This is a genomic window from Pseudoalteromonas ardens, assembly GCF_030125445.1.
In the GTDB taxonomy this organism is placed as follows: domain Bacteria; phylum Pseudomonadota; class Gammaproteobacteria; order Enterobacterales; family Alteromonadaceae; genus Pseudoalteromonas; species Pseudoalteromonas ardens.
Window position 1 is genome coordinate 963,432 of the sequence record NZ_JASJUV010000002.1, and the last position, 17,554, is coordinate 980,985.

The 17,554-nt window shown below is 49.1% G+C and carries 20 protein-coding genes; 13 read left to right on the forward strand and 7 right to left on the reverse strand.

Going from position 1 to position 17,554, the window contains the following annotated elements:
- The first annotated feature begins 78 nt into the window (after positions 1 to 78).
- On the forward strand, positions 79 to 1,707 hold the full coding sequence (gene nadB / locus QNM19_RS09265) for an L-aspartate oxidase (protein ID WP_049864281.1): 1,629 nt from the start codon (positions 79 to 81) through the stop codon (positions 1,705 to 1,707).
- A 22-nt stretch (positions 1,708 to 1,729) separates the two neighbouring features.
- Here nadB and QNM19_RS09270 read toward each other — a convergent pair whose 3' ends face one another.
- Together QNM19_RS09270 and QNM19_RS09275 are read right to left on the reverse strand one after the other, a co-directional pair.
- The gene (locus tag QNM19_RS09270) at positions 1,730 to 2,080 is read right to left on the reverse strand and encodes a protein YgfX (RefSeq protein WP_349654724.1); all 351 of its coding nucleotides are present in this window, start codon (positions 2,078 to 2,080) and stop codon (positions 1,730 to 1,732) included.
- Between the two features lie 40 nt (positions 2,081 to 2,120).
- Positions 2,121 to 2,372 carry an FAD assembly factor SdhE gene (locus tag QNM19_RS09275; protein WP_010382320.1) on the reverse strand — a complete coding sequence of 84 codons (252 nt, stop codon included), beginning with the start codon at positions 2,370 to 2,372 and terminating at the stop codon, positions 2,121 to 2,123.
- Between the two features lie 161 nt (positions 2,373 to 2,533).
- Between QNM19_RS09275 and ygfZ the strand changes: the two genes are divergently transcribed.
- A complete protein-coding gene (gene ygfZ / locus QNM19_RS09280; RefSeq protein WP_049864283.1) occupies positions 2,534 to 3,451 on the forward strand; it encodes a CAF17-like 4Fe-4S cluster assembly/insertion protein YgfZ in 918 nt (305 codons plus the stop codon).
- A gap of 11 nt (positions 3,452 to 3,462) precedes the next feature.
- The gene (locus tag QNM19_RS09285) at positions 3,463 to 3,942 is read left to right on the forward strand and encodes an FKBP-type peptidyl-prolyl cis-trans isomerase (RefSeq protein ID WP_049864284.1); all 480 of its coding nucleotides are present in this window, start codon (positions 3,463 to 3,465) and stop codon (positions 3,940 to 3,942) included.
- Between the two features lie 30 nt (positions 3,943 to 3,972).
- On the opposite strand, the gene QNM19_RS09290 is transcribed toward QNM19_RS09285, so the two are convergent.
- From QNM19_RS09290 to QNM19_RS09300, 3 genes are read right to left on the reverse strand one after another with little or no spacing between them, the layout of a single operon-like run.
- Complete coding sequence (locus QNM19_RS09290) at positions 3,973 to 4,413, reverse strand: hypothetical protein (RefSeq protein WP_049864285.1); 441 nt, start codon at positions 4,411 to 4,413, stop codon at positions 3,973 to 3,975.
- 12 nt (positions 4,414 to 4,425) lie between these two features.
- Positions 4,426 to 5,253 carry a DUF481 domain-containing protein gene (locus QNM19_RS09295; RefSeq protein ID WP_049864286.1) on the reverse strand — a complete coding sequence of 276 codons (828 nt, stop codon included), beginning with the start codon at positions 5,251 to 5,253 and terminating at the stop codon, positions 4,426 to 4,428.
- A gap of 14 nt (positions 5,254 to 5,267) precedes the next feature.
- Positions 5,268 to 5,585: a DUF440 family protein gene (locus tag QNM19_RS09300; RefSeq protein ID WP_049864287.1), complete on the reverse strand. Its 318-nt coding sequence runs from the start codon at positions 5,583 to 5,585 to the stop codon at positions 5,268 to 5,270.
- A gap of 218 nt (positions 5,586 to 5,803) precedes the next feature.
- Here QNM19_RS09300 and QNM19_RS09305 point away from each other — a divergent pair, with 218 nt between their 5' ends.
- The 8 genes from QNM19_RS09305 to QNM19_RS09340 all read left to right on the forward strand — a co-directional run bounded on the left by QNM19_RS09305 (position 5,804) and on the right by QNM19_RS09340 (position 13,620).
- Positions 5,804 to 6,598 (forward strand): crotonase/enoyl-CoA hydratase family protein, encoded by a 795-nt coding sequence (locus QNM19_RS09305; protein WP_049864288.1) that lies wholly within the window; start codon positions 5,804 to 5,806, stop codon positions 6,596 to 6,598.
- A gap of 70 nt (positions 6,599 to 6,668) precedes the next feature.
- A complete protein-coding gene (locus tag QNM19_RS09310; protein WP_049864289.1) occupies positions 6,669 to 7,025 on the forward strand; it encodes a CidA/LrgA family protein in 357 nt (118 codons plus the stop codon).
- A complete protein-coding gene (locus QNM19_RS09315) occupies positions 7,018 to 7,710 on the forward strand; it encodes an LrgB family protein (RefSeq protein WP_049864290.1) in 693 nt (230 codons plus the stop codon). Before QNM19_RS09310 ends, QNM19_RS09315 begins: the two co-directional genes overlap by 8 nt.
- Positions 7,711 to 7,782: 72 nt before the next feature.
- On the forward strand, positions 7,783 to 8,622 hold the full coding sequence (locus QNM19_RS09320) for a mechanosensitive ion channel family protein (protein WP_049864291.1): 840 nt from the start codon (positions 7,783 to 7,785) through the stop codon (positions 8,620 to 8,622).
- A 73-nt stretch (positions 8,623 to 8,695) separates the two neighbouring features.
- Positions 8,696 to 11,260 carry an Ig-like domain-containing protein gene (locus tag QNM19_RS09325; RefSeq protein WP_284026621.1) on the forward strand — a complete coding sequence of 855 codons (2,565 nt, stop codon included), beginning with the start codon at positions 8,696 to 8,698 and terminating at the stop codon, positions 11,258 to 11,260.
- A 154-nt stretch (positions 11,261 to 11,414) separates the two neighbouring features.
- A complete protein-coding gene (yghU, locus tag QNM19_RS09330) occupies positions 11,415 to 12,275 on the forward strand; it encodes a glutathione-dependent disulfide-bond oxidoreductase (RefSeq protein WP_049866397.1) in 861 nt (286 codons plus the stop codon).
- A gap of 213 nt (positions 12,276 to 12,488) precedes the next feature.
- Entirely contained in the window at positions 12,489 to 12,992 is a 504-nt protein-coding gene (locus QNM19_RS09335) for a hypothetical protein (RefSeq protein ID WP_049866398.1), read from the forward strand.
- 16 nt (positions 12,993 to 13,008) lie between these two features.
- Positions 13,009 to 13,620, forward strand: a complete 612-nt coding sequence (locus QNM19_RS09340; RefSeq protein ID WP_049866399.1) for a superoxide dismutase — start codon at positions 13,009 to 13,011, stop codon at positions 13,618 to 13,620.
- Positions 13,621 to 13,671: 51 nt separating this feature from the next.
- Here the strand turns inward: QNM19_RS09340 and aroC are convergent, their stop codons facing one another.
- Both aroC and prmB read right to left on the reverse strand, forming a co-directional pair.
- The gene (gene aroC / locus QNM19_RS09345) at positions 13,672 to 14,772 is read right to left on the reverse strand and encodes a chorismate synthase (RefSeq protein ID WP_284026622.1); all 1,101 of its coding nucleotides are present in this window, start codon (positions 14,770 to 14,772) and stop codon (positions 13,672 to 13,674) included.
- A 56-nt stretch (positions 14,773 to 14,828) separates the two neighbouring features.
- Complete coding sequence (gene prmB, locus QNM19_RS09350) at positions 14,829 to 15,764, reverse strand: 50S ribosomal protein L3 N(5)-glutamine methyltransferase (RefSeq protein WP_010382353.1); 936 nt, start codon at positions 15,762 to 15,764, stop codon at positions 14,829 to 14,831.
- 85 nt (positions 15,765 to 15,849) lie between these two features.
- On the opposite strand from prmB, the gene smrB reads away from it, so the two are divergent.
- Both smrB and QNM19_RS09360 read left to right on the forward strand, forming a co-directional pair.
- A complete protein-coding gene (gene smrB / locus QNM19_RS09355) occupies positions 15,850 to 16,404 on the forward strand; it encodes an endonuclease SmrB (RefSeq protein WP_010382355.1) in 555 nt (184 codons plus the stop codon).
- A 215-nt stretch (positions 16,405 to 16,619) separates the two neighbouring features.
- Complete coding sequence (locus tag QNM19_RS09360; RefSeq protein WP_049865037.1) at positions 16,620 to 17,420, forward strand: response regulator; 801 nt, start codon at positions 16,620 to 16,622, stop codon at positions 17,418 to 17,420.
- The last annotated feature ends 134 nt before the right edge of the window (positions 17,421 to 17,554 follow it).

Sequence of the window (17,554 nt, forward strand, 5' to 3'; positions counted from 1 at the left end):
GCAGCCTTACTGGGCTAAGCATAGCAGAATTATCAAAACACGCAGAATAACAGGTTTAATTAGCTAAGACCCACTAACATGAAAGAACAAGTTCAACACCAAACAGACGTCATTATCGTCGGCAGCGGCGCAGCTGGATTAAGTCTGGCCTTATCGCTTGCAAACACATGCCGCGTCACTGTGCTCAGTAAAGGCGAGCTGCGTGAAGGCTCAACTCTATACGCACAAGGTGGCATAGCTGCGGTGTTTGATAAGAAGAATGACAGCATAGAATCACACGTTGATGACACGCTGGCCGCCGGTGCCGGCCTCTGTGACAGAGAAGCGGTGCACTACACAGCCACCAATGCCAAGCAATGCCTCAAGTGGTTAATTGAGCAAGGCGTGCCATTTGATATGGAGTTTGACAGTAAAGGACGGGAGCGTTTTCACCTTACCCGGGAAGGGGGGCACAGTCATCGTCGTATACTGCACGCCGCCGATGCCACCGGCAAAGCAGTGCAATCAACTTTAATTGAACGTGTTCAGGAGCATCCTAATATTCTGCTACTGGAACAATACAACGCCATCGACTTGATCACCCAGGGCACCTCAGATCACAAGGTTGTTCAAGGCTTGTACGTCTATAACCGCCGTGCCAACCGGGTCGAAACGGTCACTGCCAAATTTGTTGCCCTGGCAACAGGTGGCGCGAGTAAAGTGTATCTTTATACTTCTAACCCGGATGTGTCCAGTGGTGATGGTATCGCTATGGCGTGGCGTGCCGGCTGTCGTGTGGCAAACATGGAGTTCAATCAGTTTCACCCAACCAGCCTGTACCACCCTGAGCTTCAGAATTTTCTGATCACCGAAGCCATGCGTGGCGAAGGCGCTTTGCTGAGACGCCCAGATGGGACCCGCTTTATGCCCGATTTTGATGATCGGGAAGAGTTAGCACCCCGTGATGTTGTTGCCCGTGCTATCGACTACGAGATGAAACGCCTGGGTGCCAATTGTGTCTATCTGGATATTTCTCATAAAGACAAAGACTTCATCATCGAACATTTCCCAACTATTTATGCCAAATGTCTGAGTGTCGGCCTGGATATCACCAAAGAGCCGATCCCAGTTGTCCCTGCGGCACATTATACCTGTGGCGGCGTCATGACAGACTTTAACGGTCTGACCGATATCAGCAATTTATACGCCATCGGCGAAGTGGCTTATACCGGGCTTCACGGCGCCAACCGCATGGCAAGTAATTCGCTGCTCGAGTGTATTGTATTTGCCCATGCCGCAGCGAAAGACATCCTCGCTAAGATAGATACTCAACCGCTCCCGCCTGAGTTACCTGAATGGGACGAAAGCCAGGTCAATGATTCAGACGAAGAAGTCGTGATCACCCACAACTGGCATGAGCTTAGATTATTTATGTGGGACTATGTTGGCATTGTACGCTCAACCAAGCGACTGGAGCGGGCACTTCGCCGGGTTGAATTATTGCAACAGGAAATTCAGGAATACTACTCTCACTTCAGGGTAAGCAATAACCTGCTCGAGCTGCGCAACCTGGTACAGGTGGCTGAGCTGATCATTCGCAGTGCGCTGGCCAGAAAAGAAAGCCGAGGATTGCACTATACGCTGGACTTTCCGGACAGTGCTGAAACCACAGAGCCGACAGTGCTCAGCTCAGACGCGCCAAAATGCCAGTCTGACGGCAATTTATAAGGGTAGAAAGCCTGGAAAACCCTCATACCATCAAAAATACCTGGCGGCATAATTGTCGCCAGTATTCTTCTTGCATAGCGTGACGCATGATCCCGATATGTCGGGTCCCTTTATCTGTCTGAACCGTCAGCAACAGCGAACAATGAAAGTATAGACGTACAGACTTGAGTTGCCCCTGCCAACGCTGCTGCCCGGCAGACACAATGAGTGTGCCTTGCTCTGGTAACATCCCCAGTTGCCCCGACAGTATGAAATAGTATTTCATCTTATGTCTGGCAAAGCAGTATCCCAAAAAGCACGTTGCCAGGTGCCACCACCAAAGTGTTGGCGTCACGATAAGCAATGCTGACATCAGGCAACAAAAAAAGACCACAATAATTTTGTGGTCAGGTGTATTTTGCTGGAAATAAAAACTAAGCGCGGACTCGGTCAAGGACAAACTTTACCATAGTGTCCAGCTCAGGATATGGACAAGCTTCGTGGCCCATAAACCAGGCAAATAAATCGGGGTCTTCTACTTCCAGCAAACGTTGAAACACCAACTTATCCTGCTCAGATAACTGGTCGTACGCTTCATCAACGAAAGGCTCCAGCAAAATATCCAACTCCAGCATGCCACGGCGACATGCCCATTTTGTACGAGCCTTTGAATACAACTCAGCCATAATTTCCACATACCCTTAAATTTTATTGTGTCACCGTGATTATAACGTATCCTGCGGTGCGCGTTAACTGTGTGAAGAAACAATAATCGCGCCCTTCGCGCCTATCTCAGACGCAAGATTTACGGTAATATTAGGTAAATTCTTCAACAAGGATCAATAAGATGGCACAAGCAAATGCATATCCTCTTAGTTTACAATTGATCTCTGTAAGCGGCGCCGATAAGTTAAGTTACCTGCATGGCCAGGTCACCCAGGATCTTAATCTGCTAACGGATGATAACTTCCTTTGGGCCGGGCATTGCAGCCCGAAAGGTAAATTGTGGGCGACCCTCAGGCTCAGTAAATTAAACGATGCCTATCTGCTGCTCGGGTCTCAGGCCGAGACCGACGCTTCCTGTCGGGAGCTCAAAAAATATGGTGTATTCGCCAAGGTTGAGATTGAAATAACGCATCATCAGGTGCTTGGCATACTGACGGATGACCTGCCCCAAACGTGCGACCTGTTAGGGCTTACCTTTGCTCAAGATGCCAACGCCTGTACATTTGGTGATAATAGCAAAGCACTGAAATTAGATGATCAGCGCCTTTTACTCATTGTCGAGCATGGATACACACTACCGCAAGGCATTGCGCTTCACACTGACCCAACACCGTTTGACAGTGCCACAATCCTGGCTGGAGAACCACAACTCGGTGAAACCAGTGTCGATGAATACGTGCCTCAAATGGTAAACCTACAGGCCCTGGGTGCAATCAGCTTCAAGAAAGGCTGCTATACTGGTCAGGAGACGGTGGCCCGGATGCGTTATTTGGGTAAAAATAAACGTGCGCTTTATATCGTAAAAGGCCAGGCCAGCGCGCATCCTCAAGAGTCAGAGCTTGAAGTCCAACTGGAAGGCGACAACTGGCGCCGGGCAGGTAAAGTGATCCACCAGGCCTACGACAGCGCCAGTCAGGACTATTATGCACTGGCCGTGATGGCCAACGATTTGACTGACTCAGCAGTTTTGCGTTGCAAAACGCACCCGGAAGTTGAGCTGACAGTTCAGCCACTCCCCTACTCTTTAGAAGACAATTAAGCGGAAAGATTATGAAGATTGCCCCGAATACCGTTGTAAAAATGCACTACGCTGTGTTGGACAATGATGACAACAGCATAGACAACACCTTTGATGATGAACCGCTTGAGTTTATCGTGGGTACGGGTTATTTAATTTCAGGCCTGGAAGAGGCGCTGATGAGCAAACAGGCCGGAGACAAGCTCAGTGTGTCTGTTGAGCCACAAAATGGCTATGGCGAACGTCACGATAACTTAATGCAGGCTGTGCCTAAAAGCATGTTTGAGGACATGGAAGTAGAAGTTGGTATGCAGTTTCGTGCCACCACAGACGAAGGTGAGCAAACGGTGATTGTGATTGGCGTAGAAGGCGACGAAGTCATTGTTGATGGCAACCACCCACTGGCCGGTATCACACTAAACTTTGATGTGGAAATACTGGATGTGCGTGAAGCAACAGCGGAAGAGTTGGCGCATGGTCACGTCCACAGCGAAGGCGGCTGTGCGCACTAGCACTCACGCCCCCATACGCTAAAAAAGCGCCTATTTGGCGCTTTTTTTGATCTCCTCAAGCGCTGCAAGCACGCCTTCCTGGTCGTTAGTACCGATTCGGTACTGTGAGCCATCCTCAAGCACAAACTCAATGGCTTTAAAGCCATGTGCAGCATATACCCAACCATCGTGGGTGATCTTGACACCTATGCCATGGCGAAACGAGTTCGTCACGGCCGAAAACGACTGCAAATCAGTGACTTTAACCGATTTCTTTAGTATGCCCGGGCCAAACCACCAGCTCACTGTCTGTTGCGCTTTATCTACCTGTACAGTGAGCCCGTAGAACAAATAGCCAATCAGCGCCAAAATACCAATGAAACCATACAGTAGTGCATTATGACCTAATAAATAAATTGCCATGGCAACAAAAGTGGCAAACCAGCCTAAAAACGCCCAAATTATCCAAGACCACTGCGTCTTTTTATACATGCACTTACTACCTTAATTAAAACTATATACGAGCGTCACGCCTATTTCGCTATCTACTTTTTCTTTGCCTTCTTCAGGCTGGGAGTGATAACGATAGGTATAGGCGACTTTCATAGAAACACCGCCCATGACCTGACTGATCAAAGCTGTTTCTGAAAAAATACGTGCCCCCAGACCCGACACGGATCTTTCATAGCTGATATCCTGATTAAAACGCGTACGTTTGGAAACGGTGCGCTCCCACTGTAATGCAGCACGCAACAGGTGACCACGTTCAACCCTTTCCTGCTCGGGCTCTAACTCGGTCTCATCGTCTCGCCTGTACATAGACAAACCCGGACCAATATCTAAATCAACGGTATTTTTGCGCCCTTCAAAGACACGCTTACCATAACCAATAACAAAAGTGGTGGTGTATTCACGGCCATTGAACTTATCCAGCTCATAGTCGCCATACAGAAACAAAGACGTATTTTTTTGCCCTATTTTATAGTTACCCTGTGCGGAAATGAAGTAACGGGACGCGGTTTCGTCTTCAATGTTTGTGTCCGGGTCAACCTCGCGACGATACGCCCCATCAAACTTAAACTGGTTACGCCAGTATTTGAAATCCTGATAGAGATTACTCTTGAGCTTAAACGCGGTATTACTGGTATTGCCCCGATTGAGCAAAGCACCAAATTCAACGTCGCCGTATAAAAACTCTCCTTCATGAAGCGCATGGATCTCTTCTTCCGATAACTCTCCATACTCATGGAAATCTTCAAACGGATCAACGGCCAAAGCCTGCGTACTGAGTAACAACCCTGCGCAGGCAAGGAAAAAAGTGGCGTATTTCACAGCGCTGATTTCTCTTACTGCTTCCAGACAATGTGGCAAAAAGGCGCATCCAGGTCGCGACTGATCAGAATTTTGGCAAAAATGACATCGCCTTGCGCTACTTCCAGGCCAACACTCACCTGAATAAAGTGCTCAGCTTCAGCTTCCTGATCATAGGCAACCAACATATGCCAGCTGTCATCAGGGACACTGTCTTCAATAAAACCAAACTCTTCACTTTGGCTGTCGAACAGCTCAACGTCTTCAGCTGTCAGGTTATCACCGGCCAGCTCAAGGAAAATATCATAGGCTTGTTGCGTTGCTTCTTCGATGGAACTTAAACGTGCAGACATTACATCACCTCGTCTGTCAAAATTGAGGGGTATAGTAGCAAATTGCAAATTTACAAGGCTACGGCTTTTAGTTAGTTTTAACAAAAATGTCGCCCAAATGCATGAAAACAGTAAATTGACCTTCTCACAGTACCACCCACAACGGTGGTAAGTTTAAAGTAAATACTCTATGCTGACCCGACAAGAATAATGAAGATGCACAGCAAAAGGGGAAAGATATGGTCCAGTTAGAGACAATTGATGGCATCGCCTGGGTGACCTTCTCCCGGCCTGAAAAGCAAAATGCGTTATCCTTTGAGATGTTCAGGCAGCTGGATAACATTATCCATACGCTCAAACGAGATCGTCAGTTGCGCGCTGTTGTGATCCAGGGTCAGGGCGCGCATTTTTGCGCTGGTCTGGATGTCGGTGCAGTCATGAAAAAACCCCGCAATATCTTCTCACTGCTGGGGAAATGGCTGCCAGGTAATGCCAATCTGGTACAGCGCGTTGCGCTAGGCTGGCGTGCTCTGCCCGTGCCTGTTTTCGCATTAGTCCGTGGTAATTGCCTGGGTGGGGGTTTACACATCGCACTGGGGGCAGACTATCGCATTGTATCACCCGATGCTCAGTTCGCCATTATGGAAGCGCGCTGGGGACTGTGTCCGGATATGAGTACCAGCATCATATTGCCAGGTATTGTGCGTCATGATCAAGCGCTCTGGCTGGCCTCCAATCCACAACGTATCGATGCCCATCAAGCCTGTGAGCTGGGACTCGTTACGCAAATCAGCGACGATCCGCTGGACACGATAAAACAGCGGCTCGCTCAACTCGCACACATCTCGCCCGATGCGCTGGCTGCCATTAAACATCTTTACAATTGCGCTTATCATCCGCCTCGACGTAAACTATTGTGGCAGGAAACCTGGTATCAGATTAAGTTGTTACTGTCGAAAAATACCCGCATTGCGATGCACAATGGCCGTCAAACGGAACAAGCCAAGTCCTATCGCCCAAGAGGCAAATGGTAATAAGGTCGCATTGTGCACCACGCAGATTGTATCCAGAATAACCCAAGACTTAATCACGAACGTGTCTATTATGATGACTGCACTTAGATTTATTGCATCCCTGGCTATTCTGATTGGGTGCCTCTGGGCTGCCAAACTCATCACAGCAACCTTTGCACTGAGCATGCCCGCCCCTTTGTTGGGGCTGTTGATCCTATTTGGACTGTTGCAATCAGGCATATTTCAGAGTAAACACTTACTTCCTTCCTGTGACCCTATTTTAAAGTATATGGCCCTGTTTTTTATACCCGCAGGTGTTGGCTTGATAAACTACCTGGCAATATTTAGCCAATATGCCTGGCTGCTGGCAAGCGTGCTCATCCTGGTACCCGCACTGGGCCTATTTCTAACGGGTAAACTGGCAAGTCAGGGCAGATTTCATGATTAATATACTAGTGGGCTGCGCATTCACGCTGGTCTTATTTGCCATCATGCGACGCATCAATCATCGCTGGCGCTCCCCTATACTCAACCCCGTGTTGCTCTGCATTGTGCTGATCAGTGCCATTTTGCTGTTCGGTGACATTGATTATATTGACTACCGCAATGCAACTACACCAATCAGTTTCTTTCTTGAGATAGCCGTGGTTGCCCTCGCTTTGCCGTTATACCAACAGCTCCATGCAATACGACCTTACCTGATACTCATTGGCCTCAGCAGCTTTTTGGGGATCTCCTGTGCAACAATCACAGCCTTTATGCTCTGTCAGTGGTTTAGTGCACCTGAGCCCCTCATGGCGTCGTTAATGGCTTTGTCAGTCACCACACCAATTACGTTGATCGTGACAGACACACTAAGCGGCCTGCCTGGTATTGCCGCCATTATGGTGATCCTGATTGGTGTGCTGGGCGGCGTGTTTGGCTTATCACTGCTCACTTTAGCTGGCGTGACACAACCTCAGGCCAAAGGTGTCGCACTGGGTGTGGCCTGCCACGCAATCGGCACAGCCGCAGCGATGGAACATCATCCTGCCGCCGGTGCTTTTGCCTCCGCAGCAATGATAATCAGCGCCGTGCTCACAGCGAGCTGGGTGCCAGTGCTTTTTACTCTGTTACAGGGCATAATCAGCTAAACTAAAAGAAACCCCAATGTGATCAACCGATAAGCGTTCACAAATATCATAACGGCAAGGCAGGAGCACAGCATGATAGAACAAGAAATTGCACAAATTGAACACTACTACGTGCTGATCCGGGACTACCTGGTTACCTACAGTATGCAATTAATTGGTGCCCTGGTGATCCTACTGCTCGGGCTATGGCTGGCTAAGAAGCTGGCTAAAGCCACCGAGCGCCTGATGCTCAAACACAACATTGATGTGACACTGACAAACTTCATCAGCAACGTAGTCAAAGTGCTGCTCATTATTATGTTCACCATCATTGCGCTGGGCAAAATAGGGATCAGTGTGACCCCGTTTGTGGCCGCAATCGGTGCGGCCTCACTGGGGGCTGGTCTGGCAGTCCAGGGCATGTTATCCAACTACGGCTCTGGATTAGCCATCATTGCGACCCGACCGTTTGTGGTGGGCGATACAATCGCTGTTAAAGGCGTGTGTGGTCAGGTAAAAAGCATTGAGCTGGGTCATACCATTTTGGTCAATGAGGAAAAGGTCGAAATCACCATCCCCAATAAGCATATCATTGGTGAAATTATGCAAAACTCCTTCGCTCACTCGCTGGTGAAAGGAGAAATTGGCATCGCTTATAGCGCCAACGCCGAGCAAGCAATTGCGATTATAAATGGTATTTTGGCGGACCATGAAGCGGTCGCAGACACCCCGCAAGCTCAGGTTGGCATTGAAGCATTTGGCGACAGTGCCGTACTGATAAGCTATCGTTACTGGGTCCCAACCACTCAAATCATCGAACATAAACTGGCTATCAACGGAGCCATTTATACCGCAATCCAGACCGCCAACATAGAAATCCCATTTCCACAGCGAGTTGTCACAATCAAAGAGAAGCCTGCGTCCGCAGATTGATCCTGGTTGTTTTTCACTCTATGCTGTCAATGTTTTGTCTACAAAACATACAACATGTAAAACGGAGTGATTTATGAACACAAGAAAGTTAATGAAGATATGCTGTGCCGCAGGCCTGCAAATGATTGCAGTACACAGCTGGGCCCAGGGCGATACAGCCAACTATGACTGTAGTGCCCTCGCCGAATGGTCCAGTTCAACGGTGTACCGCAAAGGGGATCAAGTGCGTGCTCAGGCTCAAGCTTATGAAGCAAAATGGTTCAATCAAAATGAACTACCTGCGAACAATTCAGATACCTTTGACGTATGGCGACAACTTGGCCAGTGCATCAGCGGCAACGCCCCGGTGGTTACCTTGGTAAGTCCTTCAGACGGTGCTGTGCTGAACAAAAATGACAGCGCTGTTTTTGCCGCAAATGCCAGTGATCAGGATGGCGATCTCGCCCAGGTTGAGTTTTTTGTCAACGACATCAGCGTCGGTATACTCAGCCAGCCTCCTTATCAACTTACCTGGTCTGCACAGCTGGGCATGCACACAGTGAGCGCAGTGGCTGTAGACGCCAAAGGAAACCTCAGTACACCTGCAACAGCTGGCATTACGGTGCGAGATGACAACGGCAATGTCCCCCCCGCTCTCACCATTGATACACCGACAAACAACCAAGCATTTAAAGTTGGCGATACCGTTAGCCTTGCGGTGCAGGCCACTGACACCGATGGCCAGGTTGTGCAGGTCGAAATGTGGCAAGATGCTCAGCGTCTTACAACGCTCAGTACCCCGCCTTTTCGGCATGATTTTGTGACCGTGAGCCCCGGCAACAAACAGCTCAGAGTCATTGCACAAGACGATAAAGGCGCCACCGCTGAAGCCAGTGTGACCATTCAGGTGAGTGCAGCAAGCTCAGGTGGCTGCGCAAGTCTAAGCACTTATCGAGCTGGTCAAAGCTATCAAAGTGGTGAGCTGGTTGCACACAATAATCGCAAATACCGCTGCGACATCGCTGGCTGGTGTAGTTCCAGTGCTGCGTGGGCCTATGAGCCCGGCACAGGTCAACACTGGCAGGACGCCTGGAGCGATTTGGGGATCTGTGCAATCGCGCCCGAAATTAGCTTTACTCAGCCTAATGATAATGCCACTTTACTACGCAACCAGCCGACCCAGATAGCCGTCAGTGCCTCAGATGCAGACGGGACCATCTCGCAGTTAGAGTTATTTGCTGATCAAACCTTACTTGGCAGCACCACGCAAAATGCACTGACTGTTGAGTGGACTCCAAGCAACACCGGGCCAGTTATACTCAGCGCCGTTGCAACCGATAACGAGAGCAATCAGAGTCAACAAACTATCCAGGTTACGGTTACAGATCAGCCACTGGTCGTTGATTTAACCGCCCCGACTTCGGGTACGAAATATGTATTGGGTAATACGATTTCTATCAAAGCCAATGCTCAGGCGCTCAGCGGTCAAATCTCGATGGTCGATTTTTATGCCAATGGGGTAAAAGTTGGCAGCGATACTCAGGCTCCCTATGAGTTTAGCTATGCGCCAGCGACAGTTGGCCAACACAGTATCTATGCAACTGCGACCAGCACATCGGGAGATACGGCGAGCAGCCCGGCCGCTACAGTCACAGTCATTGCGCCGCCGGTTGGCAAAACTCATAAACTCATAGGCTACTGGCATAACTTTGTTAATCCGGCTGGCTGCCCTATTCCATTGGATCAGATCTCCGATGCCTGGGACATCATTGACATTGCCTTTGCAGAAAACGACCGTTCCTCTAATGGTACGGTTCACTTCAAGCCCTTTGAAAAGGACATTCGCTCTAACTGCCCACCCATTGACCCCGCTAAATTCAAAACCGATATGCAGGCACTACAGGCTCAGGGCAAAATTTTTGTGCTCAGCCTGGGTGGCGCTGAAGGCACCATTACACTGAACACAGATGCTGATGAAGCGAATTTTGTCAGCAGCCTCACGGCTATTATTCAGGAGTGGGGATTTGATGGCCTGGATATTGACCTTGAAAGTGGCTCAAACCTGTTACACGGATCCCAGATACAAGCTCGTTTGCCCAGGGCAATTAAACAGATAGAGCAGAATATGGGCGGAAATATGGTCTTAACTATGGCACCTGAACACCCTTATGTACATGGGGGCATGATAGCCTACTCCGGCATTTGGGGCGCATACATTCCATTGATCAACGAACTCAGAGACACGCTGGATTTATTGCATGTGCAGCTCTACAACAATGGTGGGCTACCCAACCCATACGAGCCAGGCAGTGCCCCTGAGGGTTCAGTTAACATGATGGTCGCCCACGCAAAAATGCTCATTGAAGGCTTTGATCTTGCCGATGGCAGCCGCTTTATGCCACTGAGAGATGATCAGGTTGCCATTGGGCTACCCTCAGGTCCGCAATCGGCCAACTCAGGCCAGGCACCTATTGCCAATATCCTTGCGGCACTGGACTGTCTAACCAAAGGTACGCAATGTGGTACGATTACGCCCAGCCAGCCTTATCCCGCTTTTGGCGGTGTTATGACGTGGTCAATTAACTGGGACAAGTTTGATGGTTACAACTTCTCTGTGCCTGTAGGCAATAAGCTTACAGAAATGAATCAGGGACAATAAACGTTCCATAACGGGGTAACGGCGTTTCCCGCCCGTTACCCTCATTCCACCGTATATTGAAGCCAATTTAAGACCCTTTGCTACTGGCAGTTCGGTAAAATTAACGTTAAGGTGGAGTTAATCTGTTACCCCCGATTTGAATCAAGGAGAACTTATGAGTAACAACACGTATACCCCACCCAAAGTGTGGACACACCAGCCCAACAGCGACAACAAATGGGCCAACATCAATAGCCCGGAATCCGGTGCCCGCCATGAGCAAGCACTACCCGTAGGCGCACACCCACTGCAACTCTATTCAATGGGCACACCCAATGGACAAAAGGTCACCATTATGCTGGAAGAGCTGCTGGCGCTTGGGATCAGTGAGGCAGAATATGATGCACACATGATCCACATTGGTGAGGGTATGCAGTTTTCTTCAGGCTTTGTAGGCGTCAACCCAAACTCGAAAATTCCTGCTTTGGTTGATAAAAGCGGTGAAAATGAAGTGAATGTATTTGAATCAGCCTCCATCCTCGTTTACCTCGCCGAGAAGTTTGAACAGCTATTACCTGCATCCGGCCCGGACAGAATAAACACCTTTAACTGGTTGTTCTGGGCACAAGGCTCAGCGCCCTTTGTTGGTGGCGGGTTTGGCCACTTCTATGCCTATGCAGATGAAAAGCAAGAATATCCCATCAACCGCTTTGCCATGGAAGCAAAACGTCAGCTTGATGTACTGGATAAACACCTGGCAAATAATACCTATGTTGCCGGTGAGCAATACAGCATTGCCGACATTGCCATCTGGCCCTGGTATGGCAGCCTTGCACTAGGCAGAATGTACGACGCCGGTGAGTTTTTACAGGTTCACCAATATGAGCATGTTGTACGCTGGGCAAAACAACTGGATGCACGCCCTGCCGTTCAACGAGGCAGGATCGTCAACCGTACCTTCGGTGAGCCATGGGAGCAATTGAGAGAGCGCCACAATGCTGCCGATATTGATGCTGTACTGGCATTAAAAGCTTAATGAGTAAGCGCGTGTCTTCCACGCGCTAATTTTCCGCTCTGTCACCACCGTAGCCCCCGTTTCTTACCTCGTTCGCTTTCTGGTACCCAATAATATGCAGTACACATTCAATTGAGATCAAATATAAATGACAATCATTTCTATTTATGTTTTCATATTAAAACTGTAACAATTGAGTGGTTCAAATCCGGTAACCCTTGACGAGGAGTCCTTATGCTGCAAACTAATTCAACGTCGAATAGCGCGGCAGAGCAGTTAGAGCATGCGCTAGCCCCCTGGCAAAAAGCCATCACCGCAGGGAACGGTGCTTTTGAAAATCGATCATTCTATAGTGCAAGAGACCACTACCAAAGCGCACTGTATCTGGTAAGCAATTTAATTGCCCATTTTACTCATCAGTATGATCCGCAGCTCCAGGAAGATGCACTGATGCATTGTTGCCCGGCGCTAATTGTCGCCTCACATAATCTGGCTGATTGCTACCTGGCACTGGGTTTACCGCACAAAGCGTGTGAGCAGCTCATTGACGTCCATCAAAGTATGATCCGGCTATGCGACCATGCCAATCCGCAAGTTGGATTGATTGCCATGCACCATTGTATGCGAACACGAACTGAGTTAATGCACTTTATTACCGCCCATAAAGCCCATGAAAATCTGGTCAGCTGGGCCACTCAGACACTCAATACGCCCCAATCAGCACACCATTATCATTAATTTAAAGGAGAGAAGTATGGCATTTACACTGCCCGCGTTACCTTATGCCTATGATGCGTTAGAGCCGCATATTGACAGTAAAACCATGGAGATCCATCACACCCTACATCATCAGACTTACGTCAACAAAGCCAATGCTGCGCTTGAAGGTAGCGAGTTTGAAGGCCAATCTACCGTAGAGCTGCTAACCAACATCCATGATCTCCCAGAGACATTGCGTGGTGCTGTGCGCGATCACGTCGGTGGTCACAACAATCACTCTTTATTCTGGGAAGTCATGTCGCCACAAGGCGGACAGCTGCATCAGGGAGAACTGTCCTCAGCCATTGATAAGCACTTTGGCGATTACGACACATTTAAAACGCAATTTACCCAGGCTGCGGTAAGTCGTTTTGGAAGTGGCTGGGCCTGGCTGGTCGTGGATGCTCAAAAGCGCCTGCTAGTCACCAGCTCACTCAATCAGGACAGTCCATTTATGGACGGCCTGACCCCTGTGTTAGGGCTCGATGTGTGGGAGCACGCCTACTACCTCAAGTATCAAAACCGCAGACCTGAGTATATAGAGGCATTTTACAAAGTGGTTAACTGGCAAGAAGTAGAACGCCGTTTTCTTGAAGCGGTAAGCTAACGTAAAAGAAAGCCAGCGACGCAGCGCTGGCTTTTTTTCTCCGCTCCACCGTTAAGTGCGTTGCGCAGGAATAGGACCGTGGGATAACTCAACATGTGGATTCTGACCACGTTGTCTGAGCAAATGGTCCATCAAAGTGATTGCCATCATGGCTTCTGCAATCGGTATCGCCCGGATCCCAACACACGGATCATGACGCCCTTTGGTGATCATCTCTACCGATTCATTTTGCGTATTGATACTCTGACCCGGGATCGTAATACTGGAAGTCGGTTTAAGTGCGATGGAAGCAATGATGTCCTGGCCTGTCGAAATACCCGCCAGTACACCACCAGCATGATTACTGGTAAACCCGTCTGGCGTTAGCTCGTCGCGATGCTCTGAGCCTTTTTGCTCAACCACCTCAAAACCATCACCAATCTCAACGCCTTTTACGGCATTGATACTCATCAGAGAGTGCGCCAGTTCAGCATCCAATCTGTCGAATACCGGCTCGCCTAAGCCAACCGGAACCCCTTTTGCCACGACTTTGACTTTGGCGCCAACCGAATCACCTTGCTTTTTCAGATCCCGCATATATTCGTCCAGTGCGTCCAGTTTGGTTACATCAGGAAAGAAAAAGGGGTTCTGCTCAACCTGTTGCCAGTCAAACTGCTCAGCTTTAATAGGCCCGAGCTGGGACAAACAGGCATGGATCTCAACACCATGCACCTGCTTAAGGTATTTTTTGGCAATGCCACCCGCCGCAACACGAATGGCCGTTTCTCTGGCTGACGAGCGTCCGCCACCGCGATAGTCACGGTGTCCGTATTTGTGCCAATAACTGTAATCACCGTGACCTGGGCGGAAAACATCTTTGATTTTGCTGTAGTCTTTGGAGCGCTGATCGGTATTCTCGATTAACAAACCAATACTGGTGCCAGTCGTTTTCCCCTCGAACACCCCAGAGAGGATTTTAATTTCATCCCCTTCGCGGCGCTGAGTCGTATAGCGGCTTTGTCCAGGTTTGCGCCTGTCCAGATCAACCTGAAGATCCGCTTCGTCCAATTCAAGCCCCGCCGGGACACCATCTACCACACCGCCCAGTGCGAGACCATGGCTTTCACCAAAAGTCGTTACCTTAAATAGTTGGCCTATGCTGTTGCCTGCCATTGATTTTCCTCATTCCAAAAAAACACCATCGCGCTTCCCTGCCTGCAGGAAAACGCTTAGTCGTTAAAGTAATCCAGTAACTGTTTTTTACTGATCACAAACACGCCCAGTCCGCCGCGTTCAAATTCTAGCCAGGTAAATGGCGCGCCTGGATAAAGCGCTTCCATATGTACCATAGAATTACCCACCTCGACAAATAACAAGCCCTCATCTGTAAGGTGTCCGGCAGCCTCTTGCAATAAAGTCCGGGTAACATCCAGACCATCCTCACCTGAGGCCAGGCCGAGTTCTGGTTCATGGTGGAACTCCTCCGGGAGATCCGCCATATCTTCCGCATCAACATAAGGTGGGTTTGCTACGATCAGATCATATTGCTGTCCAGGTACACCGCTGAACACATCGGACTGAATCGCAAAAACCTGCTCCTGTGCCTGATGGTCATGAATGTTCATTTCAGCCACTGCCAGGGCATCGAAAGAAATATCAACCGCATCTACCTGAGCCTGCTCAAAGGCTTTGGCCAGTGCGATTGCAATACACCCCGAGCCCGTACACATGTCTAATATACGCGTTACTTTTTCCGGTGACTTTAACCACGGCGTGAACTGCGTTTCGATCAGCTCAGCAAAAGGCGAACGGGGCACTAACACACGCTCATCCACATAAAACGGCAGCCCCGCAAACCAGGCCTGGTTAGTCAGGTAAGCAACCGGAATACGCTCATCGATGCGTAATCTAAGGTATTCTACCAGCCGGACTTTCTCGCTGTGTGTCAGACGCGCACTGATTAACTCTTTCGGCGCATCAACGGGCAAGTTAAGCAATGGCAGAACCAGACTGACCGCCTCATCCCATGGGTTATCGGTGCCATGACCAAAAAATACACCATTGCCCGCAAACTGACTCGCAGTCCAGCGTAACCAATCCTGTATGGTGACTAAATCCTGATAGGCTTCTTCAGCCATCGCCTGAGAAATAACAGAGTCGCTCATGAGTTGCTCTCACTACTAAATGCATGGCGGCATTGTAACGGTTTTTACGCTAGGTTTTTACGCTTTTTTTCTTTAAAATGGCGCTATGAACACAGATAAACCAAACTCACAACTGCCAGCTGATGATTTCGCCTTGTTCCGCGAGGCAATATCGGGCACCAGTCAGTTCAAACAAGATACCGTGCAACAAGCCAGACGTCAGACGCGCTTTAAGGGTGAAGTGATCGCCGAACAAAAAAAGCAGCATCAGGCAGAGTTCTATTTTTCAGACGAATATGTTCCGGATATAGACACTCATGGCACCGTCAATTATGTTCGCCCGGGTGCGGACAAGTATCTCGCCAAGCAACTGCGCCGCGGTGATTACGCGCCTGAGCTGATCCTCGATATGCATGGTATGAACAAAGAAACGGCCAAAGATGAGCTGGCTGCGTTGATCCACGCCTGCAAAAAACAGCATGTCGCTTGTGCCTGCGTTGTACATGGCATTGGTGAGCGCGTGTTAAAGCACAAAGTGCCGCAATATTTAGTGCAACACCCGGATATATTAGCAATCCACCAGGCCCCGTTAGAATATGGTGGCAAGGGTGCAGTCTTGATCCTGGTTGATTTGCCACAAAATATGGAATTTCGTCGTTAATGACAAACCGGGCGTGCGCAGTCAAAGTCGCATCGCCCTGTCGCGCCATCCAGATTTACCCAATAGACAAACACCCGACTTTGCCTATCGCCTCTCCCATCCTATTTTCGTGTAAGACCTTTTAACACTCTGCTCACCAAGCTAGCGACACGGTTGCAAATACGTTATATTGCTAGGTAATCTGACTATTTATTCTCAACATTTGCTGTCATACCATGAATGAACTTTTAAGCTCAGATCTGAGCATCCTACTTCTGGAACCGTCCCAGACACAAAGACGGATCATCAGCAACGAACTTCAGGAAGAAGGGATCCGCAATATCGAGAGCGTGGACACACTTGCTGCCGCAATCGAGAGCCTGAATAACAGCAAGCCCGATTTGGTGATCAGTGCACTGTATCTGCCTGACGGTGAAGCACTGACCTTATTGCAGCACATCCATACCGAGCTGGCTGATCACCAACTGCCCTTTATGCTGGTATCCAGTGAGACACGCAGAATACAGCTGGAAGCGTTCAAGCAATCAGGTGTGGTTGCCATTCTGCCGAAACCTTTCAACAAAACGCACCTGGGCAAAGCCATCAACGCGACACTGGATATACTCTCTCCGGAAGAGCTGGAGCTGGACTTGTATGATATTCAGGAGCTGCGGATCCTGGTCGTAGACGATTCACGTCTGGCGCGCAATCACATCCGCCGGGTGCTGAACAACCTGGGCGCAACTCGGATCAGTGAAGCGGAGCATGGGGCCGAAGCGCTCACAATCTTAGAAGAGAGCATGTTTGATTTGATCATCACCGACTTCAATATGCCAGAAGTGAATGGCCAGGAGCTGGCTGAAGCCATTCGAAACTCCAATGAGCATAATCACGTGCCAATCCTCATGGTATCCTCTGAGGCCAATGAAACGCATCTGGCTAACATTGCGCAATCTGGCGTGAACGCTTTATGTGATAAGCCTTTCGAACCTCAGGTCGTGAAACAATTGATCTATCAGCTACTTGAGCAAAGTTAACCATTTATTGGTTAAAACCACCATCCAGACTGGTCAAAATACTCAACCTAGATTTTGACCAGCGAGTTCACAAACTTAAAAACCAATATAATTCATATATTTATAATTTTTCTTTAAGCTGGCACAACCTTTGT